This is a genomic window from Streptomyces sp. NPDC001406 (genome assembly GCF_042895285.1).
Taxonomy (GTDB): Bacteria; Actinomycetota; Actinomycetes; order Streptomycetales; family Streptomycetaceae; genus Streptomyces.
Genome location: NZ_JBIAWG010000009.1, coordinates 199116 through 217948, shown reverse-complemented (window position 1 = coordinate 217948; position 18833 = coordinate 199116). Strand labels below are relative to the sequence as shown.

Below are 18833 nucleotides of genomic sequence, written 5' to 3'. Positions count from 1 at the left end.
CCCCTTCCGGGGCGCTCGTTCCCACCCCTCAGAAAGAGGCCGCACCACCATGACGACCGTCGCCACCCGAAGCGAACACGACCTGCTCGGCGACCGTGACGTCCCCGCCGACGCGTACTGGGGCGTCCACACCCTGCGCGCGAGGGAGAACTTCCCCATCACCGGCACGCCGATCTCCGTCTATCCGCATCTGATCGACGCCCTGGCCGCGGTCAAGGAGGCCGCCGCCCTCGCCAACGAGGAACTCGGGCTGCTGGAGCCGAAGAAGGCGGCCGCGATCGTCGCCGCCTGCCGCGAGATCCGCGGCGGCGAGCTGCACGACCAGTTCGTCGTGGACGTCATCCAGGGCGGCGCCGGCACCTCGACCAACATGAACGCCAACGAGGTCGTCGCCAACCGGGCGCTGGAACTGCTCGGGCACGAGAAGGGCCAGTACCGGCACCTGCACCCCAACGAGGACGTCAACCTCGGCCAGTCGACGAACGACGTCTACCCGACCGCCGTCAAGATCGCGACCGTCTTCGCGGTCCGCGGACTGCTCAAGGCCATGGCCCTGCTGCAGGACTCCTTCGCCCGCAAGGCCGTCGAGTTCCGGGACGTCCTGAAGATGGGGCGCACCCAGCTCCAGGACGCGGTGCCCATGACGCTCGGGCAGGAGTTCTCGGCGTACGCCGTCATGCTCGACGAGGACCGCAGCCGGCTCGCGGAAGCGGTCGAGCTGATCCATGAGATCAACCTGGGCGCCACCGCGATCGGCACCGGGCTCAACGCCCCCGCCGGATACGCCGAGTCCGCCCGCCGGCACCTCGCCGCCATCACCGGGCTGCCCCTGGTGACCGCCGCCAACCTGGTCGAGGCCACCCAGGACTGCGGCGCCTTCGTCCAGATGTCCGGCGTGCTCAAGCGGATCGCCGTCAAGCTCTCCAAGAGCTGCAACGACCTGCGTCTGCTGTCCTCCGGCCCGCGCGCGGGCCTCGGCGAGATCAACCTGCCCCCGGTGCAGGCCGGTTCGAGCATCATGCCCGGCAAGGTCAACCCGGTCGTTCCCGAGGTCGTCAACCAGGTCGCCTTCGAGGTGATCGGCAACGACGTCGCCATCACCATGGCCGCCGAGGCCGGCCAGCTCCAGCTGAACGCCTTCGAGCCGATCATCCTGCACTCCCTGTCGGAGAGCATCACCCACCTGCAGAGCGCGTGCGTCACGCTCGCCGAGCGCTGTGTGGACGGGATCACCGCCAACACCAAGGCGCTGCGCGCGAGCGTCGAGAACTCCATCGGCCTGGTCACCGCCCTCAACCCGCACATCGGGTACTCGGCGGCCACCGACATCGCCAAGGAGGCCCTCGTCACCGGCCGGGGCGTGGCCGAACTCGTCCTGGAGAAGGGGCTGTTGCCCGCCGAGATTCTTGCGGACCTGCTGCGTCCCGAGATCGTCGCGGGCAGCGGCGCACCCCGCGTCTGACCTGCTGATTCGCACCGGCGACTACGCGCCGGGACCGGCACGGAGGCACAATAGCGATCATGACAACGACGTCGTCCCACACCTTCCTGCCGGTCCTGGAGCGCATCGCCGAGGAGATGGAGCGGACGCCCGGCCGCGGGCGCCCCGCCGACTACATCCCGGTGCTCGCGGCCTGCGACCCAAGCCGTTTCGGCATGGCCGTGGCCGAGCTGGACGGCACGGTCTACGGGGTGGGGGACTGGCGGCAGCCGTTCTCGGCGCAGTCCATCACCAAGGTCTTCACCCTCGCCCTGGACCTGGCCCGAGAAGGTGACGAACTCTGGGAGCACGTGGGCCGCGAGCCCTCCGGCAACCCGTTCAACTCCCTGGTCCAACTGGAGTACGAGAACGGCATCCCGCGCAATCCCTTCATCAACGCGGGCGCCCTGGTGGTCACCGACCGCCTCCAGACCCGTACCGGAGACGCGGCCGGTGAGCTCCTGGCCTTCCTGCGCGCGGAGAGCGGCAACCCCGCCCTGGACTTCGACAAGGAGATCGCCGCCTCCGAGACGGCACACGGCGACCGCAACGCCGCCCTCGCGCACTTCATGGTGTCGTACCGCAACATCGACAACCCGGTGCCGGTCCTCCTCGACCAGTACTTCCGGCAGTGCTCCATCGCCGCTTCCTGCGCCGACCTCGCCCTGGCCACCGGCTTTTTGGCCCGCCACGGCATCCGTGCCGACGGCACCCGGCTGCTCACCCGCAGCCAGGCCAAGCAGGTCAACGCCGTCATGCTCACCTGCGGGACCTACGACGCCGCGGGCGAATTCGCCTACCGGGTCGGCCTGCCCGGCAAGAGCGGTGTCGGCGGCGGAATCATCGCGGTCGTACCGGGCCGGTGCACGCTGTGCGTATGGAGCCCGGGGCTCGACGAGCGCGGCAACTCGGTCGCGGGAGTGGCGGCCCTCGACCGCTTCACGACACTCACCGGACTGTCGGTGTTCTGATCCACGAGCGTTTCCGTTGCGGCGTTCCAGCCGTTTTCCGTCGCCGATCACGCTCCGGTCACGTGCAGGCTGCCCGCCGGAGGGTGGGGCGTCGCCTTCCGGCCATTCGGCGTTGACACGCTTCCCCAGTGTTGGCCATGGCTTTTCCCGTCGATCTCCGCCGCTGCCAGATACTCGGTCTGGCCGGCACCGCCTTCCTCGCGCTGGGGGGTGAGAGCGCCGGCGCCCTGCCCGTCCGGGAACTGCTGGCCCCCGCCTCGGCGCAGGCGGCCCTGGGCCTGGTCGGGGTGTACTTCGGCGTCGTCCTGCTGATCGCGGCCTGGTTGCTGCTCGGCCGTCTCGTCCGCAGCCCCGAGCCGCCGGCCCCGCGTGCGCTGCTGCTCGTCCTGGCCGTCTGGGCGGCCCCGCTGCTGCTCGCACCGCCGCTGTTCAGCCGGGACGTGTACAGCTATCTCGCGCAGGGTGCCATGGTCGACGCGCACATGGACGTGTATGCGCACGGGCCCGCCGTGCTCGGCGGTCCGCTGGCCGACGAGGTCGCCCCCGTGTGGCGCAACACCGGAGCCCCGTACGGCCCCGCGTTCCTGGCCATGGCCTCGGCCCTGTCCGGACTGACCCGCGGCGAACTCCCCGCCGGACTCGTCGGGATGAGGCTCGTCGCCCTGCTCGGGGTGGCCCTGATGGCGGCCGCGCTGCCCCGTCTGGCCCGGCACAGCGGTGCCGACCCGGCCGCGGCCCTGTGGCTGGGCGCCCTCAACCCGCTGGTCCTGCTCCACCTGGTCGCGGGCGCCCACAACGACGCCATCATGCTGGGCCTGCTCGGGGTCGGCCTGGTCGCCGCGCTCGGCCGGTGGCCCGTCCTGGGTGCCGTGCTCGTCACCCTTGCCGCGCTGGTCAAGGCACCCGCCGCGCTCGGCCTGCTGGCGATCGTGGTCGTCCAGGTGCGGGCGGGCCGAAGTCCGGCGCGGGCGATCCTGACGACGAGCGCCGCCGCCGCTGCCACCACGGTTGCCGCCACAGCCGTCGCCGGCACGGGCTACGGCTGGATAGGCGCCCTGGACACCCCCGTGTCCGCGCACAACTGGGCGCTCACCAGCCTGCTCGGCCGGGCCACCGGCGCCCTGCTCGACCACCTCGGCAGCGATCTGGCGCCGCTGGCCATTCCCGTCTGGCACACACTCGGCCTCGTGGTCACCGCCGTCGCCGTCCTGTTCATCTGGCTGCGGCTGCGCCCGCGACCGGTGTACGCGCTCGGGCTGAGCCTGCTGGCGGTGGCCGCCTTCGGTCCGGCGATCCGCCCCTGGTACGCCCTGTGGGGCCTGTTCCTGATCGCGGCCGCCGCGCCGAGTACTACGTCGGTACGGCACCGGGTGGCCGCCCTGGCAGGGGTGCTCGCGCTTGCCGTCCTGCCCAGCGGCGGGCCCGCGGACATCGGCCAACTGGTGCTCGCCGTCTCCGGCGGCGTGCTCGCGGTGGTCGTCCTGTGGCAGGCCCACCAGGCGGCGCAGGCCCCGGCGCTGGGACGTACGGCATGAGAGCGCCCCAGACCGAACGCGGCCGACTGGTCCTGATCGTCGTCCTCGCTGCCGTCGTCACCGTGTTCACGGCGACCGTGCCGCTGCCGCGCGACTGGTTCGACCTGCGGGTCTACTACGGAACGGTGAACACCTGGGTCCACCACGGCGGCCGGATCTACGACTACCTGGTGCCCGGGACGGCCTACGGCTTCACCTATCCACCGTTCGCCGCCCTCGTCATGCTGCCGATGGCCTTCGTGGGACTGCGCACGGCGATCGTCGCCTCCGTGCTGCTCAACCTGGCCGCGCTGGCCTTCGTGCTGCGCATCCTGGCCGGAACCGAGTGGCGACGGTACGGGTGGTACGGCTGGGCGCTGGCCGCCTGCGGGCTCGCGCTGTACGAACCGCTCCGCGACACCTTCAGTTTCGGCCAGGTGAACCTCCTGCTGCTGGCACTCGTGCTGGGCGACGGACTGCTGCTGGCGACCGGCCGCAGCCGCTGGGCAGGTGTCGGGATCGGCCTCGCCGCCGCGATCAAGCTCACGCCCGCCCTCTTCATCGGGCTGCTGCTGCTCGCCCGCCGGTGGCGGGCCGCGGGTCTGGCCACCGGGGTCGCCGTGGCCGCGACCGTGCTCGCGGCCCTGGCCGATCCCGGGGCCTCGCGCTTCTACTGGACCGAGGCGCTGTGGGACACCGGCCGGGTGGGCCGCCTCGACTATGTGTCCAACCAGTCGCTGCAGGGCGTACTGGCCCGGCTGGGCGCTGCGGACCGCCCGTTGTGGGCGACGGCGGTCCTGCTCGTGCTGTGCCTGTGGGCGTGGCGGACGCGCCGGGCCGTCGCCGCGGGGGACTGGACGGCCGCCTTCGCCCTCACCGGTCTCGCCGCCTGTCTGGTCAGCCCGATCACCTGGGTGCACCACCTGGTGTGGCTGCTGCCGTCCTTCGCCGTGCTGGTCCGGGCCGGGCACCCGAGGGTGGCGGGCGCCCTGTACGCGGTGCTGTGCACCAGCGTGGTGTGGCTGTGGTTCGAGGACGCCTCCGGCATCGACGGATTCCTCGGCAGCAACACCTATACGTGGATCACGCTGGGCCTGCTCCTCGGGCTGCCGGCCGGTCAGCCGCGCGCGGACCGGCCGCCCTTGACCCGCAGCGCCAGCGCCAAGGCCCCGGCGCCGAGACCGGCGGCGCCGGCGATGACGCCGGTGCCGGGCCAGTCGGAATCGTCGTCGGGAGCCGAGGACGCGGCCGCCGCCACCGCGCCCGTGGCCGACGAGGACTTCGCCCGCAGCCCGTCCAGCGAGCCCACCGGATCGACCCGCCCGGCGGCCGCGAAACCCCAGTCCAGCAGTGCGCGCGCCTCCTCGTACACGGCGAACCCGCCGCCCTCCTGAGGGTTCATCACCGTCACCACGAGCGTGCGGCCGCCATGGTGGGCGGCGGCGACCAGAGTGTTGCCGGCGTTGCTGGTGTAGCCGTTCTTGACGCCGATCAGACCGGGGTAGCGCGCCACGCCGTCCTCGCCGGTGAGCAGCCGGTTGGTGTTCTCGATGTCGAAGGACCCCGCGCCGTCCGGGAACCGGGCGTCGACGGTGGCGCAGTACCGGGCGAAGTCGGCGTTGTGCAGTCCGGCCCGGCCGAAGACCGCCAGGTCGTAGGCCGAGGACACCTGGCCGGGCGCGTCGTACCCGTCGGGCGAGACGACATGGGTGTCCAGGGCTCCCAGGGCGCGGGCCTTGGCCTGCATGCCGGCGACGGTGCCGCGCACGCCGCCGTTGAGCGAGGCCAGCACGTGCACGGCGTCGTTGCCCGAACTGAGGAAGACCCCGCGCCACAGGTCGGAAACCCGGTACGTCTGTCCCTCGACGACCCCGACCAGGCTGCTGCCCTCGCCGACGTCCGCCAGTTCCTGCTGCCGCACCGTGTGCTGGATGCCGCCGGGCAGGACGGGCAGCACGGTGAGGGCGAACAGCGTCTTCAGGGTGCTGGCGGGCGGCAGCTTGCGGTGCGCGTCGCTCGCGGCCAGCACCTCGCCGGTGCCGACGTCGGCCACCAGCCACGACAGCGCGGAGACCGCCGGGACCTCGGGCACCCCGGGGTGCGCTCTGACCTGTGTGCCGGACCGGTACAGGACCGCCGGCTGCGGTACCGCCGTTCCGGTGCGGGAGGCGGCCGCAGCGGGCGTGAGTGCGAGGACGCCCGCCACGCACAGGGCACAGGCTGACACGGCCACCCGGGATGAGAATCCGATAGTCATATGGTCAACGTAGAAACGGTGCTGCTGTTCAGCGCGCTGCCAGGGCCGGACGGTGTCAGCGACAACCCGGATGCCGCACGGGCCGTACGGCGAGCCCGTGCGCTAGCCCGCCGGCAGCGTCGGCTGGACGCGGCGCAGGAAGGTCGCGTTGTCCGGGGTCCCGCGCATCCGCTCCAGCAGGGTCTCCAGGTTCGCCGGGCCGCCGTCCCGGGACTGCAGGGCCCGGCGCAGGCCCCGTACGGCCGTCAACTCGGCCGGGGAGAGCAGGAGTTCCTCACGGCGGGTGCCGGACGTGCCGAGTTCGACGGCCGGGAACACCCGGCGGGAGGCGAGTTCCCGGTCCAGGCGGAGCTCCATGTTGCCGGTGCTCTTGAGCTCCTCGAAGTAGAAGCCGTCGGCACGCGAGCCCGTGTCCACCAGGGCGGTGGCGAGGATGGTGAGCGAGCCGCCCTCCTCGGCCCGGCGCGCGGCGCCGAAGAACCGCTTGGGGCCGAGCAGCGCCGCCGCGTCGACGCCGCCGCTGAGGGTGCGGCCACCGGAGGCCGCCGCGTTGTTGTGGGCCCGGCACAGCCGGGTGAGGGAGTCGAGGAGGACGACGACGTCCTCGCCGTCCTCGACGAGCCGCTTGGCCCGTTCGATCACGAGTTCCGCGAGCGCGATGTGCTGCTTGGGCGCCCGGTCGAAGGTCGAGGCGTACACCTGGCCGCGCACGGAGCGCCGCATCTCGGTGACCTCCTCGGGACGCTCGTCGAGCAGCACCACCATCAGGTGGCACTCGGGGTGATTGCCGGCGACGGCGGCCGCGATCTGCTGGAGCAGCACGGTCTTGCCGGTCTTCGGCGGGGCCACGACGAGCCCGCGCTGGCCCTTGCCGACGGGCGCGAACAGGTCGGTGACGCGTCCGGCCAGGCCGGAGGCCGGGTGTTCGAGGCGGATCCGCTCGCGAGGGTGCAGGGGAGTGAGGTCCCCAAAGTGCCGGCGGCCGCGCAGTTCCTCGGGCGTACGGCCGTTCACGCGCCCGACCTCGGTGAGCGAGCGTTGCGCTGCGCGGACGCCCTCGACGAGGTCGCCCTTGCGCAGTCCGTGACGGCGGATCAGTGCGGCACCGACCTGGGGGTCGGAGGGTGAGGGCAGGCAGCTCTCGGCGCGCAGGTACCCCTTTCCGCCGGCGTCGATGTCGAGGACACCGGTGACGGTCCGGGGCGTCGCGGGCTGCTGCTGTACAGGGGGCTGTTCGAGTGTGGTGGTCATCGATGGTCCTTTCACGGACGGAAGACTTGAGGAAAGGGGGGAGAGGGCCGCGAGAGGGAGGCGTACGTCCGTGCCTCCGGGCGGCGGGAACAGCACCTCGGACGCGCTCGGACACGCCTGGCCACGAGAGACGCGAGGTGGTGCTGGGAAACCGATGCGCGCCGACCGGAATCGACGGACGGATCGGAGTGATGAAGAAGAACTGGCACCGGCGCCCACAAGGGGGCGTACACAGGTGCTGACCGCAGAGTACCACTCGATGCGGCGGCGCGCCGATCAGTTGTCTCAACGCGCTGTCGGCGCGAGCTATTCCGCGTCGGCCGGATGAGACAGGCGCAAGATCGCGGACGCAGCCGAAGCACTTGCGAACAGGCAGGTGACGGCGTGGCCGTCCTGAGCGTGAGTTGACGTGAATCCCGGTTCGGAAACAGGTCGGGTGCGTTTACGATCGGGCACGTCGCGTCCGGTCGTACGGCCCTCAGGAGAGCACCCGGTGGAGACCTCGCCCTCCCCCCCATAGCCCGAAAGGCATGGGAGGTACCCCCATCACCGCCGCACCGTATGAACCCCGGCGGCGGCTGCCCGCACGCCGACAACGCGCGGTTGCTGGCGCGCGGTGCCGTGGCGCCGGTCGTGCTGCCGGGAGACATCGAGGGGATGGCCGTACTCGGGCACGAGGCGCTCAAGGAGTTCCTTCAGCACCCCGATGTCGCCAAGGACGCACGGCACTTCACCGCACTGCGCGAGGGACGGATCGCCGAGGGCTGGCCGCTCGCGACCTTCGCGACCGTGCGGGGCATGACCACCGCCGACGGCGACGACCACCGCAGGCTGCGGTCGCTGGTGAGCCGGGCCTTCACGCCCCGCCGGGTCGAGGAACTGCGGCCCCGGATCGAGGAGTTGACGGCCTCGCTGCTCGACGACCTTGCGCGGGCCGCGCAGGCGGGTGACGGGGTCGCCGATCTCAGGCGGCACTTCGCGCTGCCGCTGCCGATGGGCGTCATCAGTGAACTCCTCGGCGTCGAAGCGGAGTTCCGGGACCGGCTGCACCATCTGTGCAGCCAGGTCGTGGCCACCGACATCGGCCCTCGCGAGGCCGTCGCCGCCAACCGTGAACTCGTCGGCATCCTGGCCGCCATCGCCGCGGCCAAGGCCGAGCGGCCCGGGGACGACCTCACCAGCGCCCTGATCGCCGCCCGCGATGAGGAGGGCGACCGGCTGGGCCAGGAGGAGCTGATCGGCACCCTGGTGCTGATGATCATCGCCGGGCACGAGACCACGCTGAACCTGATCACCAACGCCGTACGGGCCCTGTGCGGCCACCCCGGTCAGCTCGCCCTCGTCCGGAAGGGGGAGGCGAGCTGGCTGGACGTCGTCGAGGAGACGCTGCGCTGGGACGCTCCCGTCAGCTACTTCCCGTTCCGGTATCCCGTACGGGACCTGACCCTGGAAGGCACCCTCATCCCCCGTGGCACGCCCGTGCTCGCAGGGTACTCCGCCGCAGGGCGCGACCGCGCCGCGCACGGGCCGGACGCCGACCGGTTCGACGTCACCCGCGCCGCCCGCCCGGACGCCGTACGGAACCTCTCGCTCGGGCACGGCGCCCACTACTGTCTGGGCGCGCCGCTGGCCCGGCTGGAGGCCACCGTCGCACTGGAGCGGTTGTTCACCCGCTTCCCCGGCCTGGACCTCGCCGTGCCCGAGGGCGAGCTGACCCGTCACGCCAGTTTCGTCGGCAACAGTGTGCGGACCCTTCCTGTGCGTCTGCGGGGCGCTGCGCTCAGGCCGATCGCGCCTCCGCCTCCTCGGTGATCAGGTGGAACTGCGCGCCCATGGCCTCCGCCAGGGCCTGGGCGCCCGACAGCGGGCGCACCATGACCATGAACTCGTCGATCAGGCCTTCCTCGTTCACATGGATGAAGTCGCAGCCGTTGATCTCCCGGTCGCCGACCCGGGTGGTGAACACCAGCGCGTGGTCGCGGCCGTCGGCGCCGGCGAGCTCACGGTCGTACCGGAAGTCCTCGAAGACCCGCAGGACCCCGCGCAGGATCGCCGCCGTGATGGCCTTGCCGGAGTACGGCTTGAACACGACCGGGCTGGTGAAGACGACGTCCTGCGCCAGCAGCGCCTCGACGGCATCGAGATCGCGGGCCTCGACCGCTTCACGGAACGCTCGCATCGGCTCACCTCATAGTCAATTAGTTGATTAGATGCCGATGAGAATAGGCTGCACCCGTTACCGTGTCCACAGGAACAGCACCGCCCCCCTAGGCTGGCCGAATGTTCAGCCCCGAAGGACCCAGCCTCCGCGAGCTCGCCGTCCAGGCCCTGTCGTCCGTCGAGCGCGGCTACGACCTGCTGGCGCCCAAGTTCGACCACACCCCCTTCCGTACGCCGGACTCGGTGCTGGAATCCGTCGCCGAGGCGCTCACCGGGCTCGGCCCCTTCGCGGACGGGCTCGACCTGTGCTGCGGCACCGGCGCCGGGACGGACGTGCTGGCGCGGGTGTGCCGGGAGAGCGTCACAGGCGTCGACTTCAGTGCCGGGATGCTCGACGTCGCCCGGCGGCAGCCCCGTCCCGAGGAGCCGCGGACCGCCTGGGTGCGCGCGGACGCCCGTGCCCTGCCGTTCGCGTCCGCCTTCGACCTGGTGGTGAGCTTCGGGGCCTTCGGGCACTTCCTGCCGCGCGAGCTGCCGGGGCTGTTCGCCCAGGTCCGCTCGGTACTGCGGCCGGGCGGGCGTTTCGCGTTCCCCGTGCTCGCCCCGCCCCGTCCGTCCCGTCCGGGATTCTGGATCCTGCTCGGCTTCGACACGGTCATGCGGGTGCGCAACGCGGTGTGGCGGCCGCCCTTCGTCATGTACTACCGGGCGCTGCGGTTCGGGAGTGTGCTCGGGGAGCTGGAACGCGCCGGATTCGCGGTGGACCTGTACCCCCTGCCCGAGTTCGGACGGCGCGACGACGGCAGCCCCCGCGCCCGGCTCGTGGTGGCGCGACGGCTGCCGTAGCCTGCGGCGTGCCTGGCGCGGGCGTGGTCAGCCCGCCGCCGGCAGCGTGAACTCGTAGATCAGCGCGTCCTGTTGGGCGTCCACCACCAGGTCGGTGATCTCCAGCGGACGGGCGTACTGGTCGTGCACGCGCCGGGTCACCCGGACCGAGGCGGCGTCGGTGGCGTGGGTGATGGAGTCCCGGTGGTGCAGGGCCAGGCCCGCCCTGCGCATCCAGTCGTAGGCCCGCCGCAACTGCGCGGCGGCCGACCCGTCGGCACGGTCGCGGTACCGGCCCAGCTCCTCCACCTCGGACAGCGCCACCGCCGAGAAGGACGTCACCGCGGCACGCAGGGTGCGGCCGTCGGGCGCGGCGGACTCGTAGCGGTGCACCAGGGTCGGCCGGTGCGGGGCGAGCCCCAGGGCCGCGGCATGCTCCGGCGGCGGTGCCTCCCAGGTCACGGTGGCCCGGTCGACCGCACTCGGGTCCGCGCTCCGGACGCCCACCGGGAAGGCGAGGGACACCGGGTCCTCCACCGGCCGCCCGGCCAGTGTGGCGTGGCTGCCCCGGCGGTCGGTGGCGACCAGACCGTCCCGCCGCAGCACCTCCAGCGCCTGCCTGACGGTCTCCCTGCTGACCCCGAAGTGCTCGGCCAACTGCCGCTCGCCCGGCAGCCGTTCACCCGGCGGTACGGTTCCGTCGCGCAGCTCCGCCAGGAGCTTCGTCGCGATCCGCCAGTACAGGGGCTGGTCGTCGGTCTGCGGGTGGTCGTGAGGGGTGGTGCGGGCCATGCCGCGCCTCCTGTTGGTCACAAGACGTAGCCGTGCGGGCTCATTGCGCGACCACATCTAGCATTGGTCTAAACCATCAGGGAAGAGCAGCCCGGCGGTTCGGCCGAAACCGAACCGCCCGCGGTCCGGGTCAGAGCGCTCGGTACAGGGCGTCGACCAGCGCCATCTTCCGTGGGTCGTCGGCGATATGAGGCCCCATCCGGTTCATCGTGTAGCCCATCGACACCCCGGCGTCCGGGTCGGCAAGACCGCAGGAGCCGCCGAAGCCGTCATGTCCGAAAGCCCGCGGATCGGGTCCGTACGAACCGTTCGGTCCGCTGAGCCACAGGCCGAGCCCGACCTCCGTCTCGTGCTCGAAACCGGCCCCGAGTACGAGGTCGCGACAGCTGCCCTGCCCCTCGCGCACCCGCTCGGTCGCCTCGGCGGACAGGATGCGCCGGCCGCCGTAGGTGCCCCGTCCGGCGAAGACGCCGTACAGCGCGGCCACGGCCCGCGCCGTGCCGTGGCCATTGGCGGCCGGGATCTCGGCCGCCCGCCACGCGGGCGTGTTGGCCTCGGCGGCGCCGGCGAGCGGATTGGTCAGCGCCGCGATCGCGGCCGGCGTCAACTGGCTGAAGATCGCGGCCTGTTCGCTGGAGCTCACGGCCCGCGGATGCACCAGCTCGGCCGCCCGCCCGGACTCCCCCGGCGGCAGGCCGATGGTGAAGTCGATCCCGAGCGGCCCGGTCACCTCCCGCTCCAGGAAGGCCCCGGGACGCAGCCCCGAGACCCGCCGTACGACCTCGCCGACGAGGTGGCCGTAGGTCAGGGCGTGGTACCCGGACACGGTCCCCGGCTCCCACCAGGGCTCCGTCGCCGCGAGCCGCGCGGTCGTCAGCTCCCAGTCGTAGAGCTGCTCCAGCGAGTGCGGTTCCCGCAGGCCGGACAACCCGGCCCGGTGCGACAGCAGATGCCGTACGAGGACCTTCTCCTTTCCTGCGGCGGCGAACTCGGGCCAGTACGCGGCCACCGGCGCGTCCAGGTCGACGAGTCCCCGGTCGGCGAGGATGTGCGCGCACAGCGCCGTCGGTCCCTTCGTCGTCGACCAGATGTTGACCACGGTGTCCCGCTCCCACGCGCGCGTGCGTGCCGCGTCCGCCCAGCCGCCCCACAGGTCGACCACCGTCTCGCCGTCGACCGTCACCGCCACCGCGGCACCCAGTTCGTCCCGGTCCCGGAAGTTCTCCTCGAACGCCAGCCGCACCGCCGCGAAGCGCGCGTCGCAGTGACCGTGAACGTCTGGCTCGTGCTCGGACATGGGCCCTCCGTCGTCGCAGGGGAAGCCCGGGCCGCGCTGCTGCGGTCCGGGCCCCCTGAACGTACCGACTGGTCGGACTGGAGGGAAGGCGTCGGCCGGTCAGAGGAACACCGGCTTCCCCTGCCCGTCGGGCGCCGCTCAGGCGTGCGACCGCAGCCAGCGCATCTGCTCGGCCTGGTGGAAGGGGCCGCCGCCCTCGTGGTCGTTGAAGTCGTACACCTCGATCGCCTTGTCGTCGTGCGCCCAGGCATTGAAGGCGGCGAAGACCGTCGACGGGGGGCACGTCTGGTCCTCCAGCGCCGTCGAGAACAGCGCGGGGCTACGGCCGCGGGACGCGAAGTGGACGCCGTCGAAGTAGGAGAGCGTACGCAGCACGTCGTCGAACCGGCCGCGGTGCGTCTTGAGGTAGAGGGCTATCTCCCGGTACGGGTGACGGTCCGTCAGCGTCGTCGCGCGCGGGTAGTCGCACAGGAACGGCACGTTCGGGGCGACCGCCACCAGGTCGGGGACCAGACCGCCCACCGCGAGGGTGATCCCGCCCCCCTGGCTCGAACCGAGCGCCACCGTGCGCGCCGCGTCCGTCAGGGGGTGCGAGCGGGCCGCCTCGACCGCGCGCACCGCGTCCGTGAACACCCGCCGGTAGTAGTAGTTCTCGGGCGCGTCGATGCCCCGCGTCATGAATCCGGGGTACGCCGGAGCGCCGCCCACCGGGTCGGCGGTGCCGCCCCCGCCGCCCCAGGCGCTGCCCTGGCCGCGGGTGTCCATCACGAAGTGCGCCCGGCCCGTCGACGCCCACAGCAGGTGCTCGTGCGGCAGTCCGCGCCCTCCGCCGTAGCCCACGAACTCCACCACCACGGGCAGCGGCTCCTCGGCCCCGGCGGGCAGGAGCAGCCAGCCCTTGACCGGGTGGCCGCCGAACCCCGCGAACGTCACGTCGTACACCCGCACCGTGGCCAGACCGGCGTCGACCGGTTCGAAGCGGGCGTCCAGGTCGTGCTCGCGTGCCTCCTGGAGCGTCTTGGACCAGAAGGCGTCGAAGTCCTCGGGCTCCGTGGACTCGCTGCGGTACTCACGGAGCTCGTCGAGAGGAAGGTCGAACAGGGCCATCGGCAACCGCCTTTGAGGAGTGATCCTGCGGATGATCACACCGTACGTGGGTGGTCGGAGGAGCCGAAAGGCCCGCGTCTCCCGCGCCGGCGTACACCCCGGTTCCTCCGCCTTGGCTCATACGCCCCGGCTCATGCCGTCCAGCGGGTCCACTCCGGGCCCGTGCGCGCCCACTCGCGTTCCCACTCGGACATCCGGTGGCGGAGCGAGATCCGGCGTATGACGCCGTGGCCGACGAGGGTGACGGCCGCCGCGCCGCCGGCCGCGCACACGCCGACGGAGACGGTGTGCTGCCAGACCGCCACGTCGTTCGGCGGTGGGGCGACACCGCGTCCCCGTGAGTCGAACCACACGTCCACCACATCACCCTGGCGCGTGCCCGCCGGGACCCGCGCCACGGCCGTGCGGGCCGCCGCGCCCGGCTGTTCCCTCCAGCGCACCGTCGCCCGGTAGGGGTGGTGCCGGCCGGTCTGCACCGAGGGGAGCTGCCGGGGCGTGCCGCCGATCACCTCGGCATGGACGCGATGCCGCTCGGCCCGCTGCGCCGCGGCCACCGTCCGGGCCCCCTCGTGGGCCCACAGGCCCACCAGCGCACCGGCCAGGGGCGCACCGACCAGCAGCAGCACGGCGACGGTCAGCGCGGTCCACGCCTCCACGACGTCCGACCGGCGCCGCAGCGGGTTGTACCGCCAGCGCCAGCCGCGAACCCGGGTTCGCATGTCGACCTCCTCGCAGTCACCCATGCGAGCGTCCACACCCAAGTGGTACCCCGTACGGCGCAGTCGGCTCACCTCGCCGGAGGGACCGAGCGTGACAAGGCCGTCCACAGCGACGCTCGACACCCGCTGGCATCCCGGCGTGCCGGTCTGCGGGTCTGCGGGTCTGCGGGTCTGCGGGTCTGCGGGTCTGCGGGTCTGCGGGTCTGCCGGAAACGGTGCGAGGTCAGCCGAAGCGTTCGATGCGGATACGGTCCACGGGCTGGCCCGCCGCCACGAGCAGCCGTGAGGCATGCTCGGCGAACCCGTTGGAGCCGCACACATAGGCCTCCCACCCACCGGGAGGCTGCTCGGCCAGGAGCGGCGCCACATGTGCGGCGGCCATACGTCCCACCGGCGCACCGTCCGGCGCGCTACGGGTGAACACCGGTGTCGTCTCCGCGCCGAGCTCGCGTGCGTAGATCAGCTCCTCGGGGCCGCGCGCGGACACCAGCAGCCGCAGCGGCACGGTGAGGCCGCTCGCGCGGTGGTGCCGCACCATCGACATCAGCGGTACGACTCCGGAACCGGCGCCGATCAGCAGCGCGGGCCGGTCGCCGGGCCAGGCGAAGAAACCGCTCAGCGGGCCGCGCACCTCGACGGTGTCGCCCGGCCTGGCCACCGTGTGGAACCAGCCGGAGACCTCGCCGCCCTCGACATGATCCAGGGTCAGCTCGATGTGCCCGGAGTCGTCGGGTGCCGACGCGATCGAATAGTGGCGCTGCGCCACATAGCCGTCCTCGGCGGTGAGCCGCAGCATCAGATGCTGCCCGGGCAGATGCCCCGCCCAGTGCGGCACCGCGAACCGGAAGGTGGCGGCGTGCGGGGTCTCGCGCCGGATCTCCGTGAGGGTGGCCGGCTGCCACACCGTCGCGGCCTGGCTGCTGACCGCGATGCGCCCCGGCACCGCGAAACGGGTGGGGGGAGTGAAGCTCTCAGTCACCGGAGTACCGCTGCTCCTCCCAGGGGTTGCCGCGCGCGTGGTATCCGTTCTGCTCCCAGAAGCCCGGCGCGTCGTGGTCGAGCAGGGTGAGGCCCGCGATCCACTTGGCGCTCTTCCAGAAGTACAGGTGCGGCACCAGCAGCCGTGCCGGTCCGCCGTGCTCGGCCGCGAGCGGCCTGCCGTCGTACTCCCAGGCGATCCAGGCGCGTCCGTCGGTGAGGTCCGCGAGCGGAAGCCCGGACGTATAGCCGGTGTGCGAATAGGCCACGGCATGTGTGGCGGACCCATGGGGCCGCACCACACTGAGGAATGCGTCCAGCGAGACACCTCCGAACCGCACCCCGAACTTCGACCAGCTCGTCACGCAGTGGATGTCGCCCTCGTACACCGACTCGGGCAGGGCGTGCGCCTCGTCCCAGTCCCAGGTCCGCGGCTTTGCGACCAGTCCGTCCACGCGGAAGGACCAGTCGGCGGGCGCGAGGTCGGGGGTGACCTCGGCGGACAGGACGGGCCAGTCGTCGCCCGCGTCGTACTGGCCGGGTGGCAGCCCGGCGTTGGCGACACGGGGGCGCCCGGTGAAGCCTCGGGTGACGTTCATGCTTCAACCGTACGCTGTCGCCGCCGGTGCTCCGTCCCTGGTCAGCGGCCCGTTCACGGCGGCTGTACGAAGTCTGCACGGGTCCGGGAATAGCCCTCGCGCGTTCGCCCTTGGCGCTGAGTGCCGGGATCGACCGCCCCGGCGGCAGCGTGGGGAGAGTGAGGAAGCAGATGCCCGAGGCGTATGTGTGCACGCGGTACGGCGGACCGGAGACCGAGGCGGCCGGCGGGGGCTTTGGTGCGGCCGAGGCAGTCGCCGCATGAGCGACCCCCGTCTCGTCGGCGGCGCCCCGCACGTCCTCGACAACCCCGCCCTCGCCTCCCTGACCGGCCCGCACGCGCACTTCGCCGAGCGGCGCGGGCGTGTGCTGCGCTACCCGGTCGACGTGTCCCCGTGGCTCGCGCTGCCCGCCGAGCCCGACGCGGACGACTGGGCCGACCTCGCCGCGCTGGCCGGGCCGGGCGCCGAGGTACCGCTGCCAGGCTTCCGGGGGCGTGTCCCCGCCGACTGGGAGATCACCTTCCGGGTGGAGGGCGTACAGCTCGTGGACGACGCAGTGGTCGGCGCGCCACACGCGGAGGCGGTCCGCCTCGGTGCCGCCGACGTGCCCGAGATGCTCGATCTGGTCGAGCGCACCCGGCCCGGACCGTTCCTGCCCCGCACCATCGAACTCGGCACCTACCTGGGCATACGCCGTAGCGGCGCGCTGGTCGCCATGGCGGGGGAGCGGCTCCGTCCGCCCGGCTGGACCGAGATCAGCGGGGTCTGCACCGACCCCGCCTTCCGCGGCGAGGGCCTGGCGACCCGGCTGATCCTCGCCGTCGCGCACGGCATCCGGGAGCGCGGGGAGACGCCGTTCCTGCACACCGGCGCGCGCAACACCCACGCCATCCGGCTCTACGAGTCCCTGGGCTTCCGGCTGCGCCGCCGCACGGCGTTCCTCGCGGCCCGGGCGCCGGAGCGGCTTGCGGACGGCCAGGAAGCCGTACCGGTGTCGTAGGGCGGGCGTCAGCTCAGTCGGGGTCGGCGGCCGGCGCCGGCCCCGCGTTGTACCGCTCCAGATACCCGGCGAACCGGATCAGGTCCTCCTCGGGCCAGTGTGCGAGCCGCTCCCGGAAGGCGGCCCGGCGGCTCTGGGTGACCTGGGCGAGGATCTCCTCGCCTGCCTCCGTCAGATGCAGCACCTGGACGCGATGGTCCTCCGGGTCCGTACGGCGCTCGATCAGCCCGGCCCGCTCCAGTGCGGCCACCTGGCGGCTGACCGTGGACTTGTCCAGGGCGTAGTGCGCGGCCAGGTCGGTGGCCCGGCAGCCGCCGCTCTCCTCCAGGTGCCCGAGCAGGGTGTACGACACCAGCGACAGCTCCGGGTGCATGCGTCCCGCCGAGGCGCGGGCCCGGCGGGCGAAGATCGTCATCTCGCGCTGGATGGTCTCGACGGCCGTCTCCGCTGCTGTCACGGGAATTACCTCCTCCAGTCCTAGTTGTATAGTACAACTTAAATCCTCGGAGCCCCACCACTTGCCCGTCGCCGTGGTCGGCTCCGGGCCCGAGGTGATGGTGTTCGCCGTCCGCACCGTCGCCACCCGGACCGGGGTCGTCGACCGGCTCAAGTCCCGTGACATCACGGGTGCTTATGTGCCGGGCGGCAAGGCGCCCCAGCTCCTGGTCCGCCTCGCCCACCACGACCTCGCCGGTCTGTGGGGGATGGCCTGGCTCTACTCCGCGGGCATCCTCTTCATCTTCATCGGCGTCGGCATGGCTGCCGGCCGGCCTCGCCCTGACCGCGATCGCGGCCGCGTATGAGCAGGCCGGGGCGTCCGCGCCGGCGCTCGCCGTGCCGGGGCCGGCGGCCGCGCGGCGGGCGGTCGTCCCGGACGAGGCCGAGGTGGAGGCCGAAGAGACCGTCGGCGTCTGATCGTTGGGGTAGGGTTGCGGTCGGCCGCGGACCGTCCCGGCCGTGCGCCGCGAGGAGGTGGGACCCATTACCGCTGTGTCAGCTCGGGTGCTCTCTCCTCGACGTATCGCGGGTCACCGGCAGTAGGTGACCACGAGAGCATCCTTCGGCCCCAGGTCTCCGAAAGGCTCTCGGCTCTCATGCCCCCGTATTCCCCTGTCACCGTCGTCTCCGCGCTGCGCGCCGCCGGGTGTGTCTTCGCCGAGGACGAGGCGGAACTGATCCTCGCCACCGCCCGCACGCCGGACGAGCTCGCCGCGATGGTGGACCGGCGCGTCGCCGGACTGCCCCTCGAACACGTCCTCGGCTGGGCCGAGTTCCACGGACTGCGCATCTCGGTGGGACCGGGCGTCTTCGTCCCCCGCCGCCGCACCGAGTTCCTGGTCGACCAGGCCCTCGCCCAGGCCCCGCACGCGTCCGTCGTCGTGGACCTGTGCTGCGGTTCCGGAGCGGTCGGCGCGGCCCTGGCCGCCGCGCTCGGCCGGGTGGAGCTGCACGCCGCCGACGTGGATCCGGCCGCGGTGCGCTGCGCCCGGCGCAATATCGCCGCCTTCGGCGGTCTTGCCCATACGGGCGATCTGTTCGACGCGCTGCCCGGCGACCTGCGTGGCCGGGTCGGCATCCTCGCGGCGAACGTGCCGTACGTCCCCACGGACGAGGTGGACCTCCTGCCGGCGGAGGCCCGCGACCACGAACCCCTCGTCGCCCTCGACGGCGGCGCCGACGGCCTTGGCGTCCTGCGCCGGGTCGCCACCGGGGCACCGCAGTGGCTCGCCCCCGGCGGCTGCGTCCTGGTGGAGACGAGCGAACGCCAGGCGCCGAGCGCCGTCGAGGCGTTCACCCAGGCCGGCCTGAGCGCCCGCCTTGCAGTGTCCGAGGAGCTGTACGCCAACGTGGTGATCGCCGTCCGGCCGTAGGCGCCACCCCGG

At 72.5% G+C, this 18833-nt stretch carries 18 protein-coding genes and 1 pseudogene; 9 read left to right on the top strand and 10 right to left on the bottom strand.

Annotated elements, in window-relative coordinates; translation table 11 throughout:
- The first annotated feature begins 49 nt into the window (after window positions 1-49).
- The 4 genes from aspA (at window position 50) to ACFY1J_RS23055 (ending at window position 5359) form a co-directional block, all read left to right on the top strand.
- On the top strand, window positions 50-1462 hold the full coding sequence (gene aspA / locus ACFY1J_RS23070; RefSeq protein WP_390731788.1) for an aspartate ammonia-lyase: 1413 nt from the start codon (window positions 50-52) through the stop codon (window positions 1460-1462).
- A 59-nt stretch (window positions 1463-1521) separates the two neighbouring features.
- Window positions 1522-2451 (top strand): glutaminase, encoded by a 930-nt coding sequence (locus ACFY1J_RS23065; RefSeq protein WP_390710651.1) that lies wholly within the window; start codon window positions 1522-1524, stop codon window positions 2449-2451.
- Window positions 2452-2588: 137 nt separating this feature from the next.
- Entirely contained in the window at window positions 2589-3986 is a 1398-nt protein-coding gene (gene mptB, locus ACFY1J_RS23060; RefSeq protein WP_390710652.1) for a polyprenol phosphomannose-dependent alpha 1,6 mannosyltransferase MptB, read from the top strand.
- The gene (locus ACFY1J_RS23055) at window positions 3983-5359 is read left to right on the top strand and encodes a glycosyltransferase 87 family protein (RefSeq protein ID WP_390710653.1); all 1377 of its coding nucleotides are present in this window, start codon (window positions 3983-3985) and stop codon (window positions 5357-5359) included. Before mptB ends, ACFY1J_RS23055 begins: the two co-directional genes overlap by 4 nt.
- A gap of 59 nt (window positions 5360-5418) precedes the next feature.
- Here ACFY1J_RS23055 and ACFY1J_RS23050 read toward each other — a convergent pair.
- Window positions 5419-6222, bottom strand: a pseudogene (locus tag ACFY1J_RS23050) (D-alanyl-D-alanine carboxypeptidase family protein); the annotation flags it as partial.
- A gap of 102 nt (window positions 6223-6324) precedes the next feature.
- On the bottom strand, window positions 6325-7473 hold the full coding sequence (rho, locus tag ACFY1J_RS23045) for a transcription termination factor Rho (protein WP_390710654.1): 1149 nt from the start codon (window positions 7471-7473) through the stop codon (window positions 6325-6327).
- A gap of 561 nt (window positions 7474-8034) precedes the next feature.
- On the opposite strand from rho, the gene ACFY1J_RS23040 reads away from it, so the two are divergent.
- Window positions 8035-9285 (top strand): cytochrome P450, encoded by a 1251-nt coding sequence (locus ACFY1J_RS23040; protein ID WP_390710655.1) that lies wholly within the window; start codon window positions 8035-8037, stop codon window positions 9283-9285.
- Here the strand turns inward: ACFY1J_RS23040 and ACFY1J_RS23035 are convergent.
- Entirely contained in the window at window positions 9254-9652 is a 399-nt protein-coding gene (locus ACFY1J_RS23035; RefSeq protein ID WP_390710656.1) for a nuclear transport factor 2 family protein, read from the bottom strand. The genes ACFY1J_RS23040 and ACFY1J_RS23035 overlap by 32 nt on opposite strands.
- Before the next feature lie 101 nt (window positions 9653-9753).
- Here ACFY1J_RS23035 and ACFY1J_RS23030 point away from each other — a divergent pair, with 101 nt between their 5' ends.
- Window positions 9754-10479 (top strand): class I SAM-dependent methyltransferase, encoded by a 726-nt coding sequence (locus tag ACFY1J_RS23030; protein WP_390710657.1) that lies wholly within the window; start codon window positions 9754-9756, stop codon window positions 10477-10479.
- A 27-nt stretch (window positions 10480-10506) separates the two neighbouring features.
- On the opposite strand, the gene ACFY1J_RS23025 is transcribed toward ACFY1J_RS23030, so the two are convergent.
- From ACFY1J_RS23025 to ACFY1J_RS23000, 6 genes are all read right to left on the bottom strand, one after another.
- Window positions 10507-11250: a GntR family transcriptional regulator gene (locus ACFY1J_RS23025; protein ID WP_390710658.1), complete on the bottom strand. Its 744-nt coding sequence runs from the start codon at window positions 11248-11250 to the stop codon at window positions 10507-10509.
- A 130-nt stretch (window positions 11251-11380) separates the two neighbouring features.
- Window positions 11381-12547 carry a serine hydrolase domain-containing protein gene (locus tag ACFY1J_RS23020; protein WP_390731787.1) on the bottom strand — a complete coding sequence of 389 codons (1167 nt, stop codon included), beginning with the start codon at window positions 12545-12547 and terminating at the stop codon, window positions 11381-11383.
- A 138-nt stretch (window positions 12548-12685) separates the two neighbouring features.
- Window positions 12686-13654, bottom strand: coding sequence for an acetylxylan esterase (locus tag ACFY1J_RS23015; protein ID WP_390710660.1), 969 nt, complete (start codon window positions 13652-13654; stop codon window positions 12686-12688).
- A gap of 131 nt (window positions 13655-13785) precedes the next feature.
- Entirely contained in the window at window positions 13786-14373 is a 588-nt protein-coding gene (locus ACFY1J_RS23010; protein WP_390710661.1) for a hypothetical protein, read from the bottom strand.
- 223 nt (window positions 14374-14596) lie between these two features.
- Entirely contained in the window at window positions 14597-15352 is a 756-nt protein-coding gene (locus ACFY1J_RS23005) for a ferredoxin reductase (protein WP_390710662.1), read from the bottom strand.
- Window positions 15345-15950, bottom strand: a complete 606-nt coding sequence (locus tag ACFY1J_RS23000; protein WP_390710663.1) for a sulfite oxidase-like oxidoreductase — start codon at window positions 15948-15950, stop codon at window positions 15345-15347. The genes ACFY1J_RS23005 and ACFY1J_RS23000 overlap by 8 nt, the downstream gene beginning before the upstream one ends.
- A gap of 259 nt (window positions 15951-16209) precedes the next feature.
- On the opposite strand from ACFY1J_RS23000, the gene ACFY1J_RS22995 reads away from it, so the two are divergent.
- Entirely contained in the window at window positions 16210-16950 is a 741-nt protein-coding gene (locus ACFY1J_RS22995) for a GNAT family N-acetyltransferase (RefSeq protein ID WP_390710664.1), read from the top strand.
- Window positions 16951-16963: 13 nt separating this feature from the next.
- Here ACFY1J_RS22995 and ACFY1J_RS22990 read toward each other — a convergent pair whose 3' ends face one another.
- Window positions 16964-17407 (bottom strand): MarR family winged helix-turn-helix transcriptional regulator, encoded by a 444-nt coding sequence (locus ACFY1J_RS22990; protein ID WP_390710665.1) that lies wholly within the window; start codon window positions 17405-17407, stop codon window positions 16964-16966.
- Window positions 17408-17468: 61 nt separating this feature from the next.
- Here ACFY1J_RS22990 and ACFY1J_RS22985 point away from each other — a divergent pair, with 61 nt between their 5' ends.
- Together ACFY1J_RS22985 and ACFY1J_RS22980 are read left to right on the top strand one after the other, a co-directional pair.
- A complete protein-coding gene (locus tag ACFY1J_RS22985; RefSeq protein WP_390710666.1) occupies window positions 17469-17753 on the top strand; it encodes a hypothetical protein in 285 nt (94 codons plus the stop codon).
- Window positions 17754-18044: 291 nt separating this feature from the next.
- Window positions 18045-18821, top strand: coding sequence for a putative protein N(5)-glutamine methyltransferase (locus ACFY1J_RS22980; RefSeq protein WP_390710667.1), 777 nt, complete (start codon window positions 18045-18047; stop codon window positions 18819-18821).
- Window positions 18822-18833 lie beyond the last annotated feature (12 nt).

Coding starts and splice junctions, on each gene's coding strand:
- ACFY1J_RS22995 (WP_390710664.1), top strand. CDS start 16,210: ATGAGCGACCCCCGTCTCGTCGGCGGCGCCCCGCACGTCCTCGACAAC.
- ACFY1J_RS22980 (WP_390710667.1), top strand. CDS start 18,045: ATGCCCCCGTATTCCCCTGTCACCGTCGTCTCCGCGCTGCGCGCCGCC.
- aspA (WP_390731788.1), top strand. CDS start 50: ATGACGACCGTCGCCACCCGAAGCGAACACGACCTGCTCGGCGACCGT.
- ACFY1J_RS23065 (WP_390710651.1), top strand. CDS start 1,522: ATGACAACGACGTCGTCCCACACCTTCCTGCCGGTCCTGGAGCGCATC.
- ACFY1J_RS23020 (WP_390731787.1), bottom strand. CDS start 12,547: ATGTCCGAGCACGAGCCAGACGTTCACGGTCACTGCGACGCGCGCTTC.
- ACFY1J_RS23000 (WP_390710663.1), bottom strand. CDS start 15,950: ATGAACGTCACCCGAGGCTTCACCGGGCGCCCCCGTGTCGCCAACGCC.
- ACFY1J_RS23055 (WP_390710653.1), top strand. CDS start 3,983: ATGAGAGCGCCCCAGACCGAACGCGGCCGACTGGTCCTGATCGTCGTC.
- mptB (WP_390710652.1), top strand. CDS start 2,589: ATGGCTTTTCCCGTCGATCTCCGCCGCTGCCAGATACTCGGTCTGGCC.
- ACFY1J_RS23025 (WP_390710658.1), bottom strand. CDS start 11,250: ATGGCCCGCACCACCCCTCACGACCACCCGCAGACCGACGACCAGCCC.
- ACFY1J_RS23030 (WP_390710657.1), top strand. CDS start 9,754: ATGTTCAGCCCCGAAGGACCCAGCCTCCGCGAGCTCGCCGTCCAGGCC.
- ACFY1J_RS23035 (WP_390710656.1), bottom strand. CDS start 9,652: ATGCGAGCGTTCCGTGAAGCGGTCGAGGCCCGCGATCTCGATGCCGTC.
- ACFY1J_RS23015 (WP_390710660.1), bottom strand. CDS start 13,654: ATGGCCCTGTTCGACCTTCCTCTCGACGAGCTCCGTGAGTACCGCAGC.
- rho (WP_390710654.1), bottom strand. CDS start 7,473: ATGACCACCACACTCGAACAGCCCCCTGTACAGCAGCAGCCCGCGACG.
- ACFY1J_RS23040 (WP_390710655.1), top strand. CDS start 8,035: ATGAACCCCGGCGGCGGCTGCCCGCACGCCGACAACGCGCGGTTGCTG.
- ACFY1J_RS23010 (WP_390710661.1), bottom strand. CDS start 14,373: ATGCGAACCCGGGTTCGCGGCTGGCGCTGGCGGTACAACCCGCTGCGG.